Origin of the sequence: Zavarzinella sp. (genome assembly GCA_041399155.1) — a bacterium.
Classification (GTDB): Bacteria; Planctomycetota; Planctomycetia; order Gemmatales; family Gemmataceae; genus JAWKTI01.
In genome coordinates, this window is the sequence record JAWKTI010000001.1 from 1,858,273 (window position 1) to 1,878,905 (window position 20,633).

Genomic DNA, 20,633 nt, shown 5'->3' on the forward strand with positions numbered 1-20,633 from the left:
CCTAATACTCCTCCGCAACAATCCGTTCATCCAATGGCAGATAAGGTTTTCGGTGCCCATCCAGCATCGTTTCGATGGTGATGTGGAAACCAAACCACTGAGCAAACAGTGGGCGAATTCGCAAAAAATGCGAATCAGCCAAACCAAAATGTGGGCCAATGCACGTGGCATTACCAACATTCCCCCAGAGGACATGAAAACGGATCAGCGTTCAATTGTGTTCAAGGTTTGGCGGGATTGATCGGGTTAGGCAACTTTCCTAACCAGCACCGAGCAAAACGCACCAATAAGTGGTTATTATGAAAACGAAACGAATAACATTCAACCGTTTCCAAGTGGACCACAACCGATTTGGCACAGGAATTGCCAAAAAATCAGGCAAATTAGTGCTTCAAGTGGGGCAACTTGAAAATAAATGAATTAATTTTCATTAATCTTCATCCCACTGCCTTCGTGGCTACTCCCACACAATAGTAGATTACTTGTTAGAATGAGTTTGTTGAAAGTGTAAACCATCAGCGAAGAATGAATCCAGAAGAAATTCTACCACAACTTTACGATGATCTGCGAAGGCTAGCTGCAAGCAAGTTGGCCCGCGAGCCATCGGGCTACACGCTGGATGCGACTGCACTGGTGCATGAAGCCTGGTTAAAAATTGCCCAGGGTGGGATTGATTGGGAAAACCGCACCCACTTTTTCCGTACCGCTGCAACGGCAATGAGACGAATTCTGGTTGACAGAGCCAGAGCAAAAAAAACCGCCAAACGAGATGGTGGGGTACGGGTCGAAGTTTCTGATATTGCTTGTTCACTGCCAGATGAGCAATTACTGGCTTTGGACGCAGCACTGGAAAGATTGTCGATAACGAAACCAGATCATGCGAAAATCGTCGAACTTCGCTTTTTCGGTGGGATGTCGAATGAAGAAGCCGCCACTGCCATTGGAATTTCGACGGCAACCGCAGAACGTGCCTGGAAATATGCCCGCGCCTGGTTGCAGGTTGACATTAAAGCATCGATTGGCATCGATTAAAAATGAAAGGATTTTAACAGAGTTGTTCTATCAATTCGCAACCTGTTCTGCTCGTGTATGAATTGTCTTAAATCGGAAATACAGCCCTGCCGCCACAAGACAAACAATCGACAAAAGAGCCACAATAATACATAACGTGGGGAATAATTCCGAGACACGATCCTTCGAAGTAATCAGTCCTTTTCCAAGCAATACCAACACATATGCAGCATAACCCATTGTGTCTGCAAAATACATCAGAAAGCCCAGGTTCCCCCGTTGCCTTGTCCAGGCGATTAATCGTTCAAAAACTGTTGTGTGAATAGCAACATAGGGCAGATAAAGCCCTAACCCAAGCATCACCATTAACGGAAAACCACCAATGAAGTGACTGCGATAGGCAATCCAACCGAGAATGACCAGCAAAAATCCAAAACCGGACACACCAAGAGAATTGAAAAACGCAGTACGGTTCGTCTTGATTAGAATTCCTAATCCATTGACCAGCATGATCCCTAATGCGACATACATTTCGGACGTTGTAAACACATCTGGTGCTTTGGAATATCCGATACTTTTCCAGATTTCTGGTGCAAAATCGGCCCGAACACTTCGCAGAATGGTGGTCAGTACATAGACCCCCACGATCAGCCACAATCCCATGCCATAGCGGGCAAAAAATTCCCGCCGATCGTGTTTGCTCATCGGTTCGCGATTACTGCGATGGTTTCTATCGTCGTCACTTGGCGGTGGGATTCGAGTCAACATCCATACTGAAATCAAGAGTGGGAGAATAAATATCGTACCTGCCACAGCGGGCATCCAATACGCAGAGACCCCTGCTTGCAAAACCCTTGTGCCTACAGTTTTCATCACCCCATCTGCCAGGATGAAACTGCTGCACAATCCGGCGATCAGCAATTCGCTGACTTGCCTACCTTCCAGAAAGCTCATGACCAGACCGAAAACCATCCCCAGCATTAGCCCGTTGATGAACATCAGCGGAAAATTCCAAGGTGCGGGAATCAGCCCAAATATCACCAGAGACAATTGCGCAATCGCAATCATCCCCAGGATGCTTAGTGCCCGTCGCTGCTGGGGCATTTCTGAAATTACTTTAATGCCAATGAACTTGGCCAAGAGGTATCCGAGCACCTGGGTCGTAACGATAAGAATTTTGTAATCGATTCCCCAAAGCAGCAGATTGCCGAAATTTTCACTGGTAGCAGCCGTAAATGGCTTACGGAAACCGTACATACAAAAATAGGCACCAAACGCTGCGGCCATAGCCCAGACAGCGCGATTCCAATTGCTCGAAACCTGCAACTTTGATGAAGAATTCACGTAGATTCGCTTTGTTCTGGTACCATGGCAAACGATCAGTATATTTTCATCTGAACGTCCTTACTGGCAGTGCAAAAGATTTCACAGAACTTTCAAAATCAAGAAAAGAATGACACATTCAAACATAAAAACAATCATCAATCTGTTTGAATCACGTGGGCAGTCCCAGTATGGTGGCGAAGCAGTTTCGCAACTGGAACATGCACTCCAGGCCGCACTTCTCGCTGAGCAACAAGGTGCCCCACCTCATTTGATTGCTGCTGCCCTCCTACATGATGTAGGACATTTGATCCACGATTTACCAGAAGACGCACCTGACCGTGGTATTGATGACGCCCATGAACTTCTTGCGGCCCAATATCTTGCAAAATTGGTGCACCACAGCGTCATTGCACCTATTCGTCTGCATGTTGAAAGCAAACGTTATCTCTGTGCGACAAAAGCTGGTTACTTTGAAATGCTCAGTCAACCTTCCATCGCCAGCCTTGAACTGCAAGGTGGGCCAATGTCGAATGATGAATTAGCAAGATTCGAGGCACACCCAGCATTTGAAGATGCCATCAAATTAAGGCACTGGGATGATGAGGCGAAAGTTGCGGGATTGCCTACTCTGGATCTCAACCACTTTATACCCGTTTTAGAGCAAGTTGTAATCAGCAATTCTTCAATCAATGAAATCGGCAATTAATATGAATCAACAGCGAGTGGTAATTGTTGGTGCCGGTATTGTGGGACTGGCCCATGCGTGGCATGCTTCCAAAAAAGGCCACAGCGTGACCGTGGTTGATCGCCAACCAGATACGCGTGAAGCCACGGTCAGGAATTTTGGTATGGTTTGGCCGATTGGGCAACCACCCGGCAATCCTTACCAAGTTGCTAAACGAAGTAGGGATTTGTGGCTGGAACTGGCATCCGAAGCACATTTCTGGTGCAATCCGTGCGGCTCCATTCATTTGGCCCATCGCGATGATGAATGGCAAGTTTTACAGGAGTTCGAAGCGGGGGCAGTTGCGCAAGGTATTGAATGCAAGTTACTTACAGCGAATGAAGTCGTTGAAAAAACGCCCGCAGCCAACCCCCAGGGATTGTTGGGAGGACTTTTCAGTCCCACGGAAATGTGCGTCAATCCTCGTCGTGTGCCAGCCCAGTTGGCGAGATTTTTACAGGAAAGGTACAACGTGAAGTTTCACTGGAACTCACCTGTGGTTTCTGTGGCATCAAATGTGATAAAGACGGCGCACGGTTTGGAATTATCCTTTGATCGGTGCATTATTGCCAGTGGGAGTGAACTCAACCTGCTTTTTCCCGAAGTACTTGCAAAGTCTGAACTCAGGCGGTGTAAGCTGCACATGTTGAAAACTGTTGCACAACAAAACCAATGGCGAATCGGGCCCCACCTGGCCAGTGGGCTGACATTACGCCATTACAAAAGTTTTGCTGGATGCCCCAGCTTACCCAAATTAATTGACCGAATTGAAGCGGAAACACCAGAACTTAACCAGTTTGGTATTCATGTGATGGCCTCTCAGAATGAAGATGGTGAAGTAATATTAGGTGATTCTCATGAATACGGGAATGATATCCAGCCTTTCCAACCCACAAATATCGACGACTTGATCATGCGGGAGTTGCGAAAAATCCTTTCTCTGCCAGACTGGACTATTTCCCAACGGTGGGAAGGGATTTACGCAAAACATCCCACGGAACTGTCATATATTGCCACCCCAGTGGATAATGTTTTAATCCACACGGGATTTGGAGGAGCGGGAATGACGCTTTCCCTTGGAATTACAGAACAATTCTGGCTAAATTAAAACTGAAAGGAATGATAAAAATGGCAATATTAACTTCTCCAATTCGAGCGGTAATTTTTGACTGGGCTGGCACCACCGTCGATTTTGGCAGTTGTGGGCCTGTTTCGGCATTTATCGAAAGTTTTCGTCGCTTAAAAATCAACATTACGGTTGAGGAAGCACGTGAACCGATGGGCCGCGGCAAGTACGACCACATCGAAATGATCACCAGAATGCCCCGCGTGTCAGCAGAGTGGGAACGTGTTCATGGCCGCCTTCCCAACGATACAGATGTGAAAAAAATCTACGACGATTTTCTGCCTGTCCAGAAAGATGCCCTGGCACAACATGCAGATATCATCCCCGGAACGATCGAAACGATCGCCTGGTTGCGGGAACGCCACATCGGGATCGGTTCCACCACCGGATATACTACTGCGCTGATGTCTGTGCTTTGTTCTATCGTGAAAGCGGCTGGATACGCACCAGACAATGTGGTGTGCATCGACGACGTACCCGCTGGCCGTCCGGAACCCTGGATGCCACTGCGAAGTGCCGAACTGTTAGGTGCGTACCCGATACCAGCGATTGTGGCCGTAGATGATACCGAAGTTGGTCTGATTGCGGCCAAAAATGCCGGAATGATTGCTGTCGGCGTCGCAATGAGTGGCAATGCCCTCGGACTCAGTTGCGAAGATTATGAAAAACTAAGTACTGCTGATCAGTTTCAGCGGCGAGAAGTTGCCTATGCTCGACTGCACCAGGCAAAGCCGGATTTCGTAATTGATTCTGTGGCTGATCTGCCTCAGATTTTCCCACAAATTGAACACCGATTTGCTACTGCGTAAGCAAAAGATGAGAAAACGTTCTCATTTCGAGAATGCATGGCGTTCAACTTCTGGGTTCGATTACTTTTGCTACGAAGCCTTTAGCGGCTCCCCTGCTCCATCGGCAGGAAATTGATGTCGACGATGCTGGAAACCAGTATCGATTCGAATAATTGCACAATCGTCAGAGTGCGAATGCAATTCGGAGGCATCGGCACCATCAAAGTGGGTAAATGTCAATATCTTCGCGAGTCGCTTCTGATGACGTGCAGCTCGGCGTGCTGCCAGTTCATCCTGCCAGATACTTGAAATACTGGCATCAGCGAAGCGAAATGTGGCATCGATAATGGTTTTCTCTGCCCGCTTATACATTCCAATATTACAATATTGCCGAAACAACGTCTTGAACTGTTCTTTTGTCAAATCGGTGCGTTGTGCCACTTTTCTGAGATATTTCGCAGCAGTCGTGCTGTCCCCAGCACGGCAAGCCATATTCGCACGTTGAAACAATCGTTCAACTGGACAGGAAATTCGGTGCAGCAGGTGGGGAGCGGGTTTTCGGACTTTCGCACCCAACAATTGGTCGCGCAGTTTTTCCGCTGAGGAAGCAACATCTGCTGGGATCGTATGTTGAGACAAAAGCCTTGTTAATAAAACCCGTGCAGACTGGTGGTTCTGGTCAAGAAGATATTGTTCAATGCGTGCCAACGCACCTGCGTAAAAAGAAAGCGTTTCCATGCTGCCCTGCCCCGCTACATCCTGTAGCTTTTTTGGTGTGGGGTGAATGTTAACTTGCCCCCACCTTTTACTCAAGCAGAAAAACCCCGATTTTCAGAAAAACTTTTCCAACAATCCCCACGGTGGTGAAAAAATCTGGCAGTTAGCACACGAACATGGCAAAATGCGGGCGAAAGGAAATTTGGAGAACTGTGTATGAAATGGCTCGCTTTGGGCTTGGTAGCAGTGGCGATGAACCCACTGATTGCAGATGAAACTGGCGTCAAAATTGAAAAACTCTGGTCGGAAGGTGAATTTACAGAGGGCCCTTGCCGCTCTCCCGATGGAGACATTTATTTCAGTGATATTGGTAATCGCATCATGAAATTCACGGTAAGTACAGGAAAAACAAACACTTACCGCGATCCTTCCATGCGTTCAAATGGCCTGAAATTCAATAAAAATGGCGAACTGATCTCGTGCGAAGGTGCAAATACAGGTGGGGGCAGGCGCATCAGCATCACACGTAAAGGTGGTAAACCAGAAACACTGGCAGATTCCTGGAAAGGCAAGAAATTCAACAGTCCGAATGATTTGACGCTGGATTCTGAAGGCTGGGTCTATTTTACCGACCCACGCTACGTGGGAGACGAGTCACGCGAAATCGATTTTGAAGGGATCTTTTGCGTAAAGCCAGACGGAACTGTAATTCATCTCCCAGCACCCGGTGTGGAGAAACCGAACGGAATTGTATTTTCACAAGACGAAAAAACCCTTTACGTGGCCGACAACAATGGCAAAGAAGGTGGGCATCGTTACCTTTGGCAGTTTCCGTTTTCGAAAAAAGACCTCAAATTAGGTAAAGGAACGATTGTTTACGACTTCAAAACAGATCGTGGAATTGATGGCATGGCATGCACCAAAGAAGGAACACTCGTACTGACAGCAGGGAAAGGCAAAACTGCCGCAATTTATTGTGTCAGTCCTACGGGGAAGTTGTTGAAAACGATAAACTTGCCGGAAGATCCATCGAACTGCTGTTTTGGCGGTGCGGACGAAAAAATTCTGTTTGTGACTGCTGGAAAGTCGCTTTATCGTTTGACTTTTGCTGCACCATTACCGTTTGAACGAAAGCAATAATCGCACGCACAACGCTTTAATTGTGAAGATTTCTTGAAAAAAGACACTTCCATACGCATCTTGTTATATAACTAGCTGATTTTTTCACTATTTGTTGACTTTATATTCAGATTTCTTGTGTTACATGAAAATTTAGCTAGTTTGGGCTGTTTATTAGGACCTAAACTCCAATATTGCATCAATTGCTTACAAAATTGCCTGCCTGGATTGTAGCCTTCTCGAAATGGTGAACTGATGGCTGATTTTTTCTTCAATTTATTTAATACGAACGGTTTTCCAGCTCGTTGGAATTGTGGCACGTGGACTGCCGGGCATGGCTGGCTGCACATTATCGCAGATTCTGCTATTTTTGCGGCTTATTTTGCAATCCCATGCTTATTGGCATACTTTGTATTACGAAGACGGGATTTACCTTTCCCGCCTATCTTCTGGTTGTTTGCGATGTTTATCCTGAGCTGTGGGATTGGTCACGCCATTGAAGCATCGATTTTCTGGCACCCATGGTATCGCCTGTCGGGTTTTGTGAAAATGATCACTGCGATTGTATCATGGGCCACAGTCATTGGTTTAATCCCACTGATTCCGAAGGCACTATCATTGCCTGGGCTGGCGGCAGTCAACAAACAACTCCGCGAAGAAATTGCCCGCAGAGAGATCGCCGTGCAGGAAAGGCAGAAACTCGAAACACAAATGCTTCAAGCACAGAAACTGGAAAGCATGGGCATCCTTGCAGGTGGGATCGCCCATGATTTTAATAATATTCTCACAGGTATCCTGGGATATATCGATCTTGCTCGCATGGATCTGCCTGAAGATTCCCCAGTGCAGCACTACATGAACGAAGTGGTCAATAATGCCCAGAAGGCGGCAGGTTTAGCACATCAGATGCTGGCATATTCTGGAAAAGGCAAGTTCGTTGTTGAACCAGTTAACCTTTCCAATCTTGTTGAAGATGGGAAGGGGTTATGTGCCATTTCTGTTTCTAAAAAATGCAAATTGTCTTACGATTTAGACGACTCAATACCTGAATGCGATGCAGATTCGACACAACTGAATCAGGTATTAATGAATCTGGTAATCAACGCCTCTGAATCGCTGCACGATCAGCCTGGCGAGATTCATGTGCGAACGGGAGTAATGTATTGCGAGCGTTCCTATCTCAGCGATACTTATCTGGATGAAACGCTGCCCGAAGGGGAATACGTGTACCTGGAAGTGGAAGATAACGGCAGTGGGATGTCTGAAGAAACCCAATCGAGATTGTTCGATCCGTTTTTTACTACCAAGTTTACAGGCAGAGGCTTGGGATTAGCGGCTGTATTTGGAATTATCCGCGGCCATCATGGTGCGATCAAAGTTTCCAGTATCATAGGAGAAGGATCATCATTCCGTGCCTTGTTCCCTGTCAGCAGTAGTGCACAGAGAGTTGTTGAGATGCCACTTCTACCGGTTTCAACGTATCATGGGCAAGGCAAAGTTCTGGTGGTGGATGACGAATTGGTCATCCGCGAACTGGCAACGAACATGCTTCAACGCATGGGCTTCGAAGTGATTGTTGCCAGAGACGGCCAGGAAGGAATTGAACAGTACAAAGCTCATGCATCATCAATTCAACTAGTGCTGCTCGATTTGTTGATGCCCCGCCTGGATGGTGTGGAAGCAAGTGTCGAGTTGCGGAAGATCAATCCCCAAGTTCGAATCGTACTCACCAGTGGCTACAACGAACAGGTAGCCAGCACCAGATTTGTCCATTACGGTATGGCTGGATTTTTGCAGAAACCATACCTGTTTGAGCAAATGGCTACAGTGATTGAAAAAGCACTCGTTTCGGATGATGCGGAACAACCACACGGTGCCTGAGAAGTGTCAGACAATTGCCTCACACATCAAGTTGTCTGATAATCCCGCCCATTGTCTGCAACACCTTCCAGCCAGCGTTTTGTCGAGCCGAGTTGCAAGAGTCGACCCGTTTCGGTGGGGTATTCTGAATTGATGCAGGCCTGGCAAAGGTGATCACCAGAAATATCAATCGCATCTGCAATTGCATTGATTGGCAGATAACGCAGAGAATCTGCTTCAAGCTGTCTGGCCATTTCTACTTCGATTTGGGGATCCAAATATCCAAGTGTGAGATACCGTTGCAGGGCAACTCGAAATCGATTAAATCTTTCATCAAAATCGCCTTCGAGCAGATTCTTACCTAAAAATTTAGGCGCAAATAATTGCATCATTGTCGACATATCAATGCCGTAATAACAGGTTGCAATAATCGGTGGGCAGGCGACCCGCACATGAATCTCTTTTGCCCCACCCCTCTCCCGGATGTGACCCAGCAATTCTTTTAAGGTGGTGCTGCGGACTATCGAATCTTCCACAAGCAGGACTTTTTTGCCCCGTAGCACATCTTCCAGTGGTGTGTACTTCAGCCGCACCCGATCCGCCCGATTGGCACCTTCAATGAAGGTGCGGCCAACCGCACGGTTCCTCATCAATCCTTCCATACAAGGGATGTTCAATTCCCGTGCCATGGCATCGGCGGCACCACGCGGCTGTATCCGGGACGGGCACCACAATCGTGTCTTCATCAATCACCACATCATTTCTTTCCAGTTGCTGTTTCGCAAGGGCCTTGCCCAGTGCAACTCGAGTCAGGTAGACACTTTTGTGGTCGATCGTACTTGCAGCATTTGCAAAATAAACCCATTCGAAAAAGCAATGCGCAGATGCCTGCTTCGGTGCGTAGCGAAACTTTTCAAGCTTACCATCTTCAATGACAATCATCTCGCCAGGTTCCAGTACCTGAATGTTCTGAAAACCCAAGTTCGAAAGGGCGATATTTTCGCTGGCAGCACCAAAAAAGTTACCATCAATGGCATAGGAAAGCGGACGAATCCCCTTGGGATCTCGCATCACCACCATGTCGCCAAGAGCATTCAAATATACGATGTTGTACGCACCATCAAACAGACTGCTCAGACGGGTAAAAACTTCCTTGAGAGAAGGGCGATCATTGACCTGACCCAGTTGGTGGGAAATGTAGTGCATAATAACTTCGGTATCGTTGTCACGAACGAGGTGATAGTCTGCACTTTTCAATAATTCTGAACGCAGATGTTCGAAATTGGCCAACTGACCGTTAAATGCAAAAGAGAACCACTTCCATTTGCAACCGTGCTTCCGTTCGAATGGTTGGGCGTAGGATCGGGAATTATCATCGGAACCACTGGTGGCATATCGCACATGGCCGATTGCTGCACGCCCGGAATGGTCGTTCAGGATTTTTTCCATCTTATCCGAGCGACTCAGCCGGAAAGCCTCCATCACCGTGCCGATTTCTTTATAAGTTTCCAGCAGTTCAATTCGCTCTGGCTGATAACTGGTCATGCCGGCAGCCAATTGACCACGGTTCTGCATATCAATCAGCATGCGTGGGATTAATCGGTGGACATTATTGGGATTCTGACCCGGAATCAGCTTCGAAACATCACCCCCCGGTAGCTGATAGAGTGCTGCAATACCACATTCATGCTGTATTCCTTCCATTCCCAGATCGCTCTTTATTGTTCCGTGTTAGCTGTAATTGTATGTGTTTGGTGTGAAGGTGGTAGCAAGCAGAATCGTTCGAATCGTCGACTGAATAGCAGATTCTACAATAGCCCGCATGGAGAAGTTTATTTCGATAGTTAACCAGAATGACCTGCACCAAACACCGCTGTCGGTGGGAAAGTTAGCAGAAATTTTGCAGGATTCGATCGATCTTCCAACATCCCCACTCCTCATTGCGGAATTATCGGAAGCAATTTTTCACTTTCTCTACGAAGAATCAGCCAATGGAATTCTTGCCAGACATGAATTTGTGCCGTGCTGTCAAAAGTTCCTCCGCCAATTTCAACAATTTAAGATGGCAGACAGCGTGGTGGGGGCGATTAACAACTTCTTTTTGAGGAATTCTTCTGATTCCATCGAAGTTCAGCTTGGCTCACTGCATCAAATTGGGGTGGTGCAAATTGAACATTGGGATTCGCCTGAACAGCCTATCGGCTGTTTATTAGAAGAAATTCATTTATTGAACGAAGTAACTTCAGATAAATTGAAACAGCCCCACTGCTGGCTGGTAGACTTTCAAGAACATTCATTAGAGAAAATTCATCAATTAGTAAATGTTACCCAGCCACTTGAATTACACATCAGTAGCGATTTCGACACAGAATCGTCATTATTTGAAGGTCCTGATAATTTCCCACGCAGCTTTCACGAACAGTGGGACATCATTCAGCATTTCCTGCAGCCCAAAAACAGGATTCGCTGGGTGGTGCCACCAGTAGAAAAGCAGGAAATTGCCAGAATCATCGCATACCACTTCCCCCACATCCAGAATTTGTGGTGGGATTTTTCTGCAAATTGGAACAGCGATCAGTATCCTGATGCAACTCCGAATGTGATCGTGGGTCGGATAAAAATTGATCTTGCTAAACTCATTAATTTTACAAGCACTGATAATTTCAGCTATTTCCTAAATAAATTATCGTCTGTTCTGCAATTGTGTGCTGCTGAAATTGCCCGCCGCGCTAAACTTCAGCAGCCTGGGCTCCAGAACAAAAAAGGGTATGTTGGAGTTCTGGAACTATGGCACTCCGACGTCGTATTAGAAAAATTTCACGATATACCTGTTGAAGAACTATTGCAGCACCTTCAGGTATCCCTGAATCATTTCCTGCAACAGAATCTCGCAGTCCCACTGCGACTACGGATGTGTCAGCAGAAAAAATTAGAAAACCACGAGGAAATTGCTCAACTACCATGGCGATTGGGGATGTTGTCTCGATTTTTCCCCACCTGGAGCCAACTGATATTGCAGCTAACCCCAAATTTGGTATCGAATCAGCAGGCATTGCTCCAGTTATTGGAACAGCTAGAACAAGATAAACTCTCCTTGGTTCAATTTCGAACTTCCAACTGATTGCAGTTTTTTCACGATAATTAACCAGAGTGTTTATCCTCAGAGATTTCCATGGTTCCTTCGACTCCCGTGATCGAGCACCCGCCCTATCGTGATCGGCAGGAAGAACTTCCCGAACTGGAAGTGATTGGTGGCTGTCGAATTCTTGGGCGGATTGCATCAGGTGCCACCAGTGAAGTTTACCTGGGGTTGGATTTAACCACAGGTGAGAACGTTGCCATCAAGGTTCTCAGCCATCACCTTGCACGAATTGCCACCCACCGATTACGGTTTGAACGTGAAGGTGAAATCGGAATCCGCTTTCAGCACCCAAATCTGGTACATTACCACCGTTCCGGTTATGAACAACAACGTTATTTCATCATCATGGAGTATGTCCCGCAGCAAAGTGTGCAGGACCACCTCGACCGCCAGGGGAGCATGGCCCTGGGCGCTGCCACTTCGATCATTCTGAATGTTGCTCGCGGGTTGGAAGTCCTCCACCACCAGAAACTAATTCATCGTGATGTGAAACCGGGGAACATTCTTCTGACCGATGATCAATCGGCGAAATTAGGCGACTTTGGCGTCAGCCGCGATATTTCCAACGCAGAAGGGTTGACCGCATTCGACCAGCTAGTCGGCACCCCCTATTACATGCCGTGGGAGCAATCTCTGAATAGCTGGGTCGTGGATGAGCGTAGCGATTTATTTGCTCTGGGTGCTACCTATTATCAGATGGTGGTGGGTGCACTACCCTTCCCAGGAGAAACCATAGAAGAAGTCCATCAGCGGAAAATGGATGGCGATTTCCTGCTGCCTTCCCACTTGGTGCCAGGCATCCCACGTGACTTTGATCGGATTATCATCAAACTTTTGTCCCGTAATCCGGCAGAAAGGTATAGTTCCGCTGCCCATCTGATCGATGTGTTGCAACTTTCAGGTTTGCAGCAATCTTTATTCTGGGAACAGGCAACGGATTTAAATTCCGAATCACCGACGGTGGCTATTACGGCACTGGCCGCCGATGCAGGTGCCATATTGCCAAACCCAAGAAAAAAACCCGAATTAGTCTGGTATGTTCAATATCGGGATTCTGCCAATCAACCGCAATCGATCCGTGCGACCAAAAGCGAAATGCGGCAAAAGTGCCTCGCTGGGGAATTACCCAGCTACTTTGAAGTCAGTAAGCAGCCGGATGGTCCTTTCCAGAAAATCCGTTTTGGCCAAAATCGGTTTATCCCGCAGTCGGCGATACCGAATTCCTATCTTCCGAAGCAACAATTCAGCAGGATCTTGCTGGAAACGATCCTTTGGCTGTTTATTGCGATTATTTTCACTGTTTTTGCTGCATCAACCCTACATTACATCTGGGAACTCCGGTGACAAACGGAAAGCATATTTCACCCACAGATCAGCGGGCAATCAACCGTGGCAGGTGGTGCATCCTATCAGCTGCAATTCTCTGGAGTTGTAGCGGCCTGCTGACACGGATGTTGCAGTTACCCACGGCACTGCATCTCAATGAACCAGCACTGACTTCGATTCAAATTGCCGTCTTTCGTGCGTTTTTTGCCGGAATCTTTTTTGTACCGCTATTGGTTCGGGTGCGAAACTGGAATTTTCGCCCACTGATGGCACCAATGGTTTGTTGTTTTGCACTGATGAATGCAACGTACGTTACTGCTATGGCATTGGGAAGTTCTGCCAACGCCATACTCTTGCAGAATTCATCGCCATTTTTTGTGTTTCTGTATGTGGTGCTGGTAATGAAAGAACCCGCAGATCGGCGGAGCCTTTATGCACTCCTGGTTGGGATGCTGGGAATTGTCATCATTGTGGTGGGTGGCAGTAGTCTTGCGGGCAGTCGCTGGGATATTCTTCTGCTGGGACTGGCGAGTGGTGTCACGTACGCAGGGATTATTCTTTTCCTGCGTGCACTGCGCGATCAACCCGCAGAATGGCTAACCTGTATCAATCACCTGGGGAGTGCATTTTTTCTCTCGTTGGCGATTTTCATTCTGCACGGTGGAAGCTATTTTCTGGAATGGATTACCACACCTACCTGGCAACAACTCTTATTTCTGTTATTTTTCGGCACAATTCAGATGGGATTACCTTACTGGCTGTTTGCACGTGGACTGCGAACTGTCAACCCACAGGAAGCGGGTGCAATTACATTACTGGAACCACTGTTGAACCCACTGTGGGCTTACCTGATTTCTCCGGAAACCGATACCCCCACGTACTTTACTCTGATTGGCGGGATGCTGATTCTCAGTGCCCTTGCCTACCGATACTCTGTGCCAGGATTGCTTTCTCAGAAAGTCAGATCTAGAAGAGCCACTAGTACCAATAATCAAACGATCAAATGAATTTGAGTGTTCCACGTGGAACACCAATATCGGTACGAATGTCAAGGCAATTATCTGATCAGTGAACTATTTTCGCCTGTTTTTCGTATCTTGTTAGTGAACTTTTGTAAGAAACTCTACTTTTTTCCTCTGGATTTCTTTACAATTACTTCTTCAAAGTTGGCTACAAGATAGTACGGAGATACGAAACGTGCCAAGATATCGGTTGTTTGCAATCAGTACATTGCTGTTGTCGGTGCTGACGATTACTTTCGCACAGGAGAAGAAGGATCCACCTGTAGATCCCAAAACACCTCCTGAGAAAAAAGAACCCGTTCCAGCACCTGCGGGTCCATCGTTGACCTGGAAATTCACCAAAGATGTTCCTATTTTCCAGGAATTAACCACGACTACCGAACAGAACATTACCGTGCAGGGCCTGAATGTTGGCCAAAACCAGTCCCAAACCTTTTGGTTCAAGTTTCATCCTTTAAAACAAGAAGCAGAAAAATGGACCGTCAAGCAATCGATTGAAGGCTTGAAAATGAAGATTGAAATTGCTGGTTCACCGATCAACTATGACTCCACCAATGAAGGCGGTGCCACTGGTGCCAGCAACGCGCTGAACGAATTTTTCAAAGGCTTGAAAGGTTCCGAGTTCACTTTGACGATCAACAAAGATTTCGCTGTTGAAAAAATTGAAGGTCGCGAAGAGTTGATCAAGAAACTTTCGACTGCAAACAAAACACTGGAACCACTGCTGAACCGAATTCTGGGTGAAGAGTCGATGAAGCAAATGGCTGATCCCACTTTTGGTATCGTTCCGAAAGAAGCCAAGAAAGTTGGTGAGTCCTGGGAACGGAAAGTTCTGCTGGAACTGGGACCATTGGGCAGCTACGACAACACTTACAAGTACACCTATGAAAAGCAGGATGGCGACATTGCTTCGATTAAAGTTGATGTGAACCTTGCTTACAAAGCACCACCCGCAACCGAACAGGGAAGCGAATTGCCATTCAAGATTAAGGATGCCAAACTTCCGGCCAACTCCGCCGCAACGAACGGTGGGGTGATTAAGTTCAACACCAAAACCGGTATGATTGAAACTGCAGAAGTTACTGTAAACCTGGCTGGCACCCTGACGCTGGAAATCAGTGGCAGCAACACCGTTGTGGAATTGAAGCAAAAGCAAACCACCACGATCAAGAATTCTCCTAACTCGCTGATGCCAGCACCTGCCAAAAAATAAATTTTTCCCCGCACCTTGCCCATAGGTGTGAACCTGAATCGATCTGAATTGGTCACTAATTCGAGTTCGAATTGCAAATCTGTTGACTATCTGGAACAGGTTTGTAGGATGAACTTTCCAAAATTAATGCACCCATAGCTCAACTGGATAGAGCATCGGTCTACGGAACCGAAGGTTGCTGGTTCGAATCCAGCTGGGTGTAGTTTTAACGTCCACAATCACCTGGAGGGGTGGCAGAGTGGTCGAATGCGTCGGTTTCGAAAACCGATATACGAGCAATCGTATCGAGGGTTCGAATCCCTCCTCCTCCGTAAAATCACTTTTCAGTTATCTACGATGCCGTCATTGTGGTAATTTCTAATTCAGATATTTGTCCGGTTTCAGTCTTTTTTGTTGCCAGCAGAATCATCCTGGTTAGCAGTTTCTGCCAGCAATTCATCTAATTGCTTAAAGTTGTGCTCCCAGATCTGGCGGTATTCTTCCAGCCAATGAGCCACCTGGGCCAACGCTTCCCCACGGATTTTCCGTGGGCGAGAAGTCCCCTGGGTGTTCGTATCAATCAGCCCAGCACCTTCAAGCACTTTCAGGTGCCTCGAGATCGCTGGCTGGCTCATTCGGAAGGGCTTAACCAATTGCTGCACAGTGGCCTCCCCTTTTGCCAGAATACCCAAAATTGCTCGTCGAGTGGGGTCCGCAAGTGCCGCAAAAACAGCATCCAAATTCATATCCATTTATGTAACCTCCATACTATATAAACATAGTATTATATAACTGACGGTCGGCAAGTACTGTGCGGAAAATTTCTTCTTTTGTGCCTATCAATTGTGTTCAACAACCTGAAAGGTGTGTCTGTGCCAAAGTCTAAAAGTACTATCAGAAATCTGGTGATCGTTCTCGGTGACCAACTCGACCGCGAATCTGTCGTATTCGACGATTTTGACCAGCACCAGGATGCAGTTTGGATGGCGGAAGTGAAAACAGAATCGACGCATGTGTGGTCGCACCGTGCCCGCATCGCGGTTTTTCTCAGCGCGATGCGGCATTTTCGAAACGAACTGTTAGATAAAGAGTATGTGGTACACTATCGGGAACTGGGAGACCCAAACAACTGCCACACATTAGGTGGTGAATTGAGTAAAACCCTGAAAGAAATTCAGGTTGAAAAAATCCTTTGCGTCCCACCTGGGGACTTTCGTGTGTGGAAAGAACTGAAAGCAGTAATAACAGAACTTTCAGTTCCAGTTGATTGGGTGACTGATCGCCACTTTCTTTGCACAACAGAAGAATTGCAAAACATGCACGCGGGCGGAAACAACTTCGCCTGGAATATTTTTATCGAGAAATGCGGCAGAAGTACCAGATCTTAATGACAGGCAAACAGCCTGAAGGAGGGGCTTGGAATTTCGATCAGGCGAATCGTGGAAGTTTTGGAAAATCTGGCCCGGGCAGCATTCCCCGCCCTCGAGATTCAACCAGATTCGTTGACAAAGGAAGTGCTGGCACTAGTCGATCAGCATTTTCCTGAACATCCAGGAGAATTAAAGCACTTTGCCTGGCCAGTGACGCCCACGGATGGTCGAAGGGTACTCGAGCATTTTGTGACGCACCTGCTGCCGAACTTTGGTACGTATCAAGATGCTATGTGGACAGAAGAACCATTTCTGTACCACTCCAGGCTCTCTGTTGCCTTGAATCTCAAACTGATCCACCCACTGCAAGTGGTAAAGCGAGCAGAAGAAGCATACCAGTGTGGTGCCGCACCGTTGGAAGCTGTGGAAGGGTTCATTCGCCAGATTCTGGGTTGGCGGGAGTACGTGCGTGGGATCTATTGGCTCTACATGCCGGAATATCTCACAAAAAATGCACTCAATGCAACTCTCCCCCTGCCAAAGATGTACTGGACCGGGGATACCGATTACCACTGTTTACAGCAAGCTATTGGCCAGACATTAAAATTTGGCTACGCCCACCACATCCAGCGGTTGATGGTTACAGGATTATTCTCATTGCTGCTTGGTGTCGATCCGCAACGAGTTCATGAATGGTATTTGGCCGTCTATGTGGATGCAGTGGAATGGGTGGAACTGCCCAACACCCTGGGAATGTCGCAATTTGCAGATGGTGGCATCATGGCCTCCAAACCTTACGCTGCAACTGGCAAATATATATCTCGCATGAGTAACTACTGCAAAACCTGTCGCTATCGTCCTGAAAAATCAACCGGCGACGATGCATGCCCCTTTACCACCCTCTATTGGGAATTTTTATTGCGTAACGAAAAAGCACTTCTCAAAAATCAGCGAATGAGTTTGCAGATGAGAAACCTCGAACGGTTGAGTAACACGGAGAGAGAAGAAATATACCAGCACGCCCAACGTATTCGGTTGAAAGTACTGGCATGATTAAGAAAGTTAAATCAAGCTATTTACTGTTCTGGTAAAGAAGATTTCATACCCGACTTTCCATCTTTACCAATTACTTCTTCGTGCTTGGGCTGTGCTTCGGGCGTTTCAGTTTTTGTAACCGTTCACTTATGTTGTTGCAAGTTTCGGTGCAGGTTTGCCTTTCCGGTGTGCGTTGATCGCTTCTTCCAGATAATCTAATACGTTTCTCCCCTGTAGTTTCAATGTTTCACATACCGTCAGGATTCGCTCTGCGAACCGACAGCCACGAGCACTTTGAGAACCAAAGCTGCGTCGCCGCCACAACACAGCGCGACGTTGTACACGCTCCGCATCATTATTCGTTGGCGGAACATGCTCATGGTCGACAAACAGCCATAAACGCCTTTCTACTTTGGCCACCCTCTCGCAAAACCCTGCAACTGTTTGGTCCTTACTACCTTGCCCCTGTTTCAGCAGCGTGCGTACGCGTTCCTTCAACGGTTTCATCCGCTGTTGCAATGTTTGGCGACTTATCTGATGATCTCTCGTAAAAATATGCCATAGCTCAAATATTTCCTTGTGTAATTCAAGCCAGTGATCCACGAGTTTTGTCGCTCGCTTACTTCGTTTGGACAATGCCTCCCAGTTGCGTTTCAAATGTGCCCAACATAATTGATGGCTATCTTCAGGAAGGTTCTTCACATATACCTTCCAGCGATCCGTACTGACAAATCCAGGGAGTGCTTCACCCATAAACGTTTTCAATGCATCAATATTGCGACGTGCATGAATGAGAAATACTACGATATGAATCTTTGCCGCAATCGCTGTCCATAACCAGCGTTTGTGGCCCGCCTCTTTCCAGCCCGTTTCATCAAACCCCTTTACATCAGCGTTTTTAACTTTCTCACGAGCTTCCTCATAAGGTGCGTCCAATGCCGGAATTGCCTCGGCTTCCAGATTGCTGATGGTTCCCAAGGATATGTCTATGCCAAAAATCGTTTTGCAAGTTCGTTCGATTGACCGTTTACTCAATCCATCCTGACCCACCATACATAGCAGAGCAGCTGTCAATCGAGGACCGGTGCAATGGTTGCGGTACTCGGCAGGAATGGTCATCGCCGTTGTGTGTCCACAATCAGCACATTTCCGGGAATGACCTTCATATTGTGTTACGATTAAAGGCTGCTGTGGCAGTTCAACTTGCTGATGAATCCTGGGTTCAGGTAGATTCGGACAGCCAACAAGTGATTTGTGGCAGCGAGAACAGGTTTCTGGCACGAACTTGATAAAGGAGTCCACACTTTCAGGAGGCAAGGGTTTTCGCAGATTTGCCTTGTGACCATGTTGTGCCCCGCGTTTGCGACCAGTCGGCTTTTGGGAAGCTAATTTTTCTTTTTCTGCAGGTTCTTGCTTGTTAGGCGGTTTCAGCTTGTCTTCCAGATCACGAATGCGAGCTTCCAGCGCCAGTATTGTCTTTTGTTGTTGCTGAATAATTTGTTGCTGATCCATCAGCTGTTGTTGCAGCAAATGAACCTGCTTGAGCAATTGCTGGCACCCAGGACATTCGGAATTGAACGACTCGATTTCCATCACCGGATTATAGAAAATGGCTGAAATTTGCGAAAGGCCAATTCCCGAACCGGTGAACGGTTACCAGTTTTTTTGGTAGAACTATCACAACCAGCTATCAACACACCAAACAGGATCCCAGCACGCCACAAGCGAATGAATCCGATTTCTCGATTAGATTTCATTGCTCATCACCTCACCATCTGCTCTCCCACACATTCGCAACCAGGTTAAATAACTTGCATTGGTCCCGCTCGTGTAGTAGCCGAAATATCGCACCATTCGCACAGAACCATCCATCATGGCAAAGTTACCACCAGCAGTGTGGGCAGATGAGAACCCAAAATTACTGTTCCATTGTGGTCCATTTACAGGTGTCGGTGAATAATTACTCCATTTCACACATGGCGCAGCTGCCCAGGCCATGTAACAACTACCTGTTGTCGCATGGCAATTTTTCCCGGCATATTCACCAAAGCCAATCGTATTGGACAAGCCATCCGTAACTGAAGCGTGAGTAGGTTGTAAATTATTTGTGCGAAAAACTCCTTCATACGGTGCTGTGCTTCTGCCAGCACTGGCAACGTAATCAACTCTTCCATAAGTGATTGATGCAGAACTGCTACTGTAAGAACTTTCTGATGAACTGGTAATTACGTGCAACCCTGTACCACGCTCGTTGGAAGGGCAAGTCAGGATGGCTACCTTGTTTACTGAAGTAACTGCTGCATTCGATGCATAAGAGCGGACGATATTGTCCTGCTCCAGGAATGGCATCAGTTCTACGAACATTCTGCTGTTGCCGGCTGGATAACGCTTGTATGCGTCCTCATAATTGTGTAATGCCAGAACAATTTGTTTCAGATTATTCTGGCATTTGCTCCGATTTGCAGCTTCACGCACTTTTTGCACTGCTGGTAAGAGAAGACCGATAAGAATTGCGATAATGGCAATAACTACCAGTAGTTCAATCAGGGTGAACGCTGTCCGTTCTGCACTCTTTAATTTTCTTTTCATCAACATAAAAATCATTCTCCTTTGTTTCGTGATGAGTTTCTGTGTGCTGATTTTTTGAGCACAACTTGCTGGTTTTCCCAGCACAATTTGGGTTGTTTCGGCGGATTTTCTTGTTAAATCTCTTCTCTCCTTCTACTTTTCTGGGTCGGTATAAACCTATGCAAATGAAATGCCACCAATTCAAATGAGAATTTTTTTTAGACCCGTATATAGTAACAAATGAGAATTTGTCATAACTTGAGCAACACGAATTTTCCTACATATTGTCAAATTAAAATAATCAGTA

The 20,633-nt window shown here is 46.8% G+C and carries 19 protein-coding genes, 2 tRNA genes and 1 pseudogene; 14 read left to right on the forward strand and 8 right to left on the reverse strand.

What is annotated here, in order from left to right; all coding sequences use genetic code 11:
* Position 1 precedes the first annotated feature (1 nt).
* Complete coding sequence (locus tag R3B84_07675; protein ID MEZ6140436.1) at positions 2-124, reverse strand: hypothetical protein; 123 nt, start codon at positions 122-124, stop codon at positions 2-4.
* Between the two features lie 389 nt (positions 125-513).
* Between R3B84_07675 and R3B84_07680 the strand changes: the two are divergent.
* Positions 514-1,032: pseudogene (locus R3B84_07680) on the forward strand (ECF-type sigma factor).
* A 30-nt stretch (positions 1,033-1,062) separates the two neighbouring features.
* Here the strand turns inward: R3B84_07680 and R3B84_07685 are convergent.
* Complete coding sequence (locus R3B84_07685) at positions 1,063-2,355, reverse strand: DUF5690 family protein (protein MEZ6140437.1); 1,293 nt, start codon at positions 2,353-2,355, stop codon at positions 1,063-1,065.
* 109 nt (positions 2,356-2,464) lie between these two features.
* Between R3B84_07685 and R3B84_07690 the strand changes: the two genes are divergently transcribed.
* From R3B84_07690 to R3B84_07700, 3 genes are read left to right on the forward strand one after another with little or no spacing between them, the layout of a single operon-like run.
* The gene (locus tag R3B84_07690; GenBank protein ID MEZ6140438.1) at positions 2,465-3,043 is read left to right on the forward strand and encodes a metal-dependent phosphohydrolase; all 579 of its coding nucleotides are present in this window, start codon (positions 2,465-2,467) and stop codon (positions 3,041-3,043) included.
* Position 3,044: 1 nt separating this feature from the next.
* Positions 3,045-4,169 carry a TIGR03364 family FAD-dependent oxidoreductase gene (locus tag R3B84_07695; protein MEZ6140439.1) on the forward strand — a complete coding sequence of 375 codons (1,125 nt, stop codon included), beginning with the start codon at positions 3,045-3,047 and terminating at the stop codon, positions 4,167-4,169.
* A gap of 20 nt (positions 4,170-4,189) precedes the next feature.
* Complete coding sequence (locus tag R3B84_07700) at positions 4,190-4,996, forward strand: phosphonoacetaldehyde hydrolase (GenBank protein MEZ6140440.1); 807 nt, start codon at positions 4,190-4,192, stop codon at positions 4,994-4,996.
* Between the two features lie 69 nt (positions 4,997-5,065).
* Here the strand turns inward: R3B84_07700 and R3B84_07705 are convergent, their stop codons facing one another.
* The gene (locus R3B84_07705) at positions 5,066-5,788 is read right to left on the reverse strand and encodes a hypothetical protein (protein ID MEZ6140441.1); all 723 of its coding nucleotides are present in this window, start codon (positions 5,786-5,788) and stop codon (positions 5,066-5,068) included.
* A 120-nt stretch (positions 5,789-5,908) separates the two neighbouring features.
* On the opposite strand from R3B84_07705, the gene R3B84_07710 reads away from it, so the two are divergent.
* Positions 5,909-6,832, forward strand: coding sequence for an SMP-30/gluconolactonase/LRE family protein (locus tag R3B84_07710; GenBank protein MEZ6140442.1), 924 nt, complete (start codon positions 5,909-5,911; stop codon positions 6,830-6,832).
* A 234-nt stretch (positions 6,833-7,066) separates the two neighbouring features.
* Entirely contained in the window at positions 7,067-8,692 is a 1,626-nt protein-coding gene (locus R3B84_07715; protein MEZ6140443.1) for a response regulator, read from the forward strand.
* 26 nt (positions 8,693-8,718) lie between these two features.
* On the opposite strand, the gene R3B84_07720 is transcribed toward R3B84_07715, so the two are convergent.
* The gene (locus tag R3B84_07720) at positions 8,719-9,321 is read right to left on the reverse strand and encodes a hypothetical protein (protein ID MEZ6140444.1); all 603 of its coding nucleotides are present in this window, start codon (positions 9,319-9,321) and stop codon (positions 8,719-8,721) included.
* Entirely contained in the window at positions 9,287-10,375 is a 1,089-nt protein-coding gene (locus R3B84_07725) for a class II glutamine amidotransferase (protein ID MEZ6140445.1), read from the reverse strand. The genes R3B84_07720 and R3B84_07725 overlap by 35 nt, the downstream gene beginning before the upstream one ends.
* A gap of 118 nt (positions 10,376-10,493) precedes the next feature.
* Here R3B84_07725 and R3B84_07730 point away from each other — a divergent pair, with 118 nt between their 5' ends.
* The 6 genes from R3B84_07730 to R3B84_07755 all read left to right on the forward strand — a co-directional run bounded on the left by R3B84_07730 (position 10,494) and on the right by R3B84_07755 (position 15,685).
* Positions 10,494-11,792, forward strand: coding sequence for a hypothetical protein (locus R3B84_07730; GenBank protein MEZ6140446.1), 1,299 nt, complete (start codon positions 10,494-10,496; stop codon positions 11,790-11,792).
* A gap of 51 nt (positions 11,793-11,843) precedes the next feature.
* Positions 11,844-13,157 carry a serine/threonine-protein kinase gene (locus tag R3B84_07735; GenBank protein ID MEZ6140447.1) on the forward strand — a complete coding sequence of 438 codons (1,314 nt, stop codon included), beginning with the start codon at positions 11,844-11,846 and terminating at the stop codon, positions 13,155-13,157.
* Positions 13,154-14,146, forward strand: coding sequence for a DMT family transporter (locus R3B84_07740; protein MEZ6140448.1), 993 nt, complete (start codon positions 13,154-13,156; stop codon positions 14,144-14,146). Before R3B84_07735 ends, R3B84_07740 begins: the two co-directional genes overlap by 4 nt.
* A gap of 190 nt (positions 14,147-14,336) precedes the next feature.
* Positions 14,337-15,374: a DUF6263 family protein gene (locus tag R3B84_07745; protein ID MEZ6140449.1), complete on the forward strand. Its 1,038-nt coding sequence runs from the start codon at positions 14,337-14,339 to the stop codon at positions 15,372-15,374.
* Positions 15,375-15,502: 128 nt separating this feature from the next.
* A tRNA-Arg gene (locus R3B84_07750) sits at positions 15,503-15,576 on the forward strand.
* Positions 15,577-15,598: 22 nt separating this feature from the next.
* A tRNA-Ser gene (locus R3B84_07755) sits at positions 15,599-15,685 on the forward strand.
* A 69-nt stretch (positions 15,686-15,754) separates the two neighbouring features.
* On the opposite strand, the gene R3B84_07760 is transcribed toward R3B84_07755, so the two are convergent.
* On the reverse strand, positions 15,755-16,105 hold the full coding sequence (locus R3B84_07760; protein MEZ6140450.1) for a metalloregulator ArsR/SmtB family transcription factor: 351 nt from the start codon (positions 16,103-16,105) through the stop codon (positions 15,755-15,757).
* A 120-nt stretch (positions 16,106-16,225) separates the two neighbouring features.
* Between R3B84_07760 and R3B84_07765 the strand changes: the two genes are divergently transcribed.
* Positions 16,226-16,741 carry a cryptochrome/photolyase family protein gene (locus tag R3B84_07765; GenBank protein ID MEZ6140451.1) on the forward strand — a complete coding sequence of 172 codons (516 nt, stop codon included), beginning with the start codon at positions 16,226-16,228 and terminating at the stop codon, positions 16,739-16,741.
* Between the two features lie 51 nt (positions 16,742-16,792).
* A complete protein-coding gene (locus R3B84_07770) occupies positions 16,793-17,776 on the forward strand; it encodes a cryptochrome/photolyase family protein (GenBank protein ID MEZ6140452.1) in 984 nt (327 codons plus the stop codon).
* Between the two features lie 129 nt (positions 17,777-17,905).
* Here the strand turns inward: R3B84_07770 and R3B84_07775 are convergent, their stop codons facing one another.
* Together R3B84_07775 and R3B84_07780 are read right to left on the reverse strand one after the other, a co-directional pair.
* The gene (locus R3B84_07775) at positions 17,906-19,351 is read right to left on the reverse strand and encodes an IS66 family transposase (protein MEZ6140453.1); all 1,446 of its coding nucleotides are present in this window, start codon (positions 19,349-19,351) and stop codon (positions 17,906-17,908) included.
* A gap of 153 nt (positions 19,352-19,504) precedes the next feature.
* Positions 19,505-20,353 carry a DUF1559 domain-containing protein gene (locus R3B84_07780; GenBank protein ID MEZ6140454.1) on the reverse strand — a complete coding sequence of 283 codons (849 nt, stop codon included), beginning with the start codon at positions 20,351-20,353 and terminating at the stop codon, positions 19,505-19,507.
* Positions 20,354-20,633 lie beyond the last annotated feature (280 nt).

Coding starts and splice junctions, on each gene's coding strand:
- R3B84_07690 (MEZ6140438.1), top strand. CDS start 2,465: ATGACACATTCAAACATAAAAACAATCATCAATCTGTTTGAATCACGT.
- R3B84_07695 (MEZ6140439.1), top strand. CDS start 3,045: ATGAATCAACAGCGAGTGGTAATTGTTGGTGCCGGTATTGTGGGACTG.
- R3B84_07700 (MEZ6140440.1), top strand. CDS start 4,190: ATGGCAATATTAACTTCTCCAATTCGAGCGGTAATTTTTGACTGGGCT.
- R3B84_07710 (MEZ6140442.1), top strand. CDS start 5,909: ATGAAATGGCTCGCTTTGGGCTTGGTAGCAGTGGCGATGAACCCACTG.
- R3B84_07715 (MEZ6140443.1), top strand. CDS start 7,067: ATGGCTGATTTTTTCTTCAATTTATTTAATACGAACGGTTTTCCAGCT.
- R3B84_07720 (MEZ6140444.1), bottom strand. CDS start 9,321: ATGAGGAACCGTGCGGTTGGCCGCACCTTCATTGAAGGTGCCAATCGG.
- R3B84_07725 (MEZ6140445.1), bottom strand. CDS start 10,375: ATGGAAGGAATACAGCATGAATGTGGTATTGCAGCACTCTATCAGCTA.
- R3B84_07730 (MEZ6140446.1), top strand. CDS start 10,494: ATGGAGAAGTTTATTTCGATAGTTAACCAGAATGACCTGCACCAAACA.
- R3B84_07735 (MEZ6140447.1), top strand. CDS start 11,844: ATGGTTCCTTCGACTCCCGTGATCGAGCACCCGCCCTATCGTGATCGG.
- R3B84_07760 (MEZ6140450.1), bottom strand. CDS start 16,105: ATGGATATGAATTTGGATGCTGTTTTTGCGGCACTTGCGGACCCCACT.
- R3B84_07775 (MEZ6140453.1), bottom strand. CDS start 19,351: ATGGAAATCGAGTCGTTCAATTCCGAATGTCCTGGGTGCCAGCAATTG.
- R3B84_07780 (MEZ6140454.1), bottom strand. CDS start 20,353: ATGTTGATGAAAAGAAAATTAAAGAGTGCAGAACGGACAGCGTTCACC.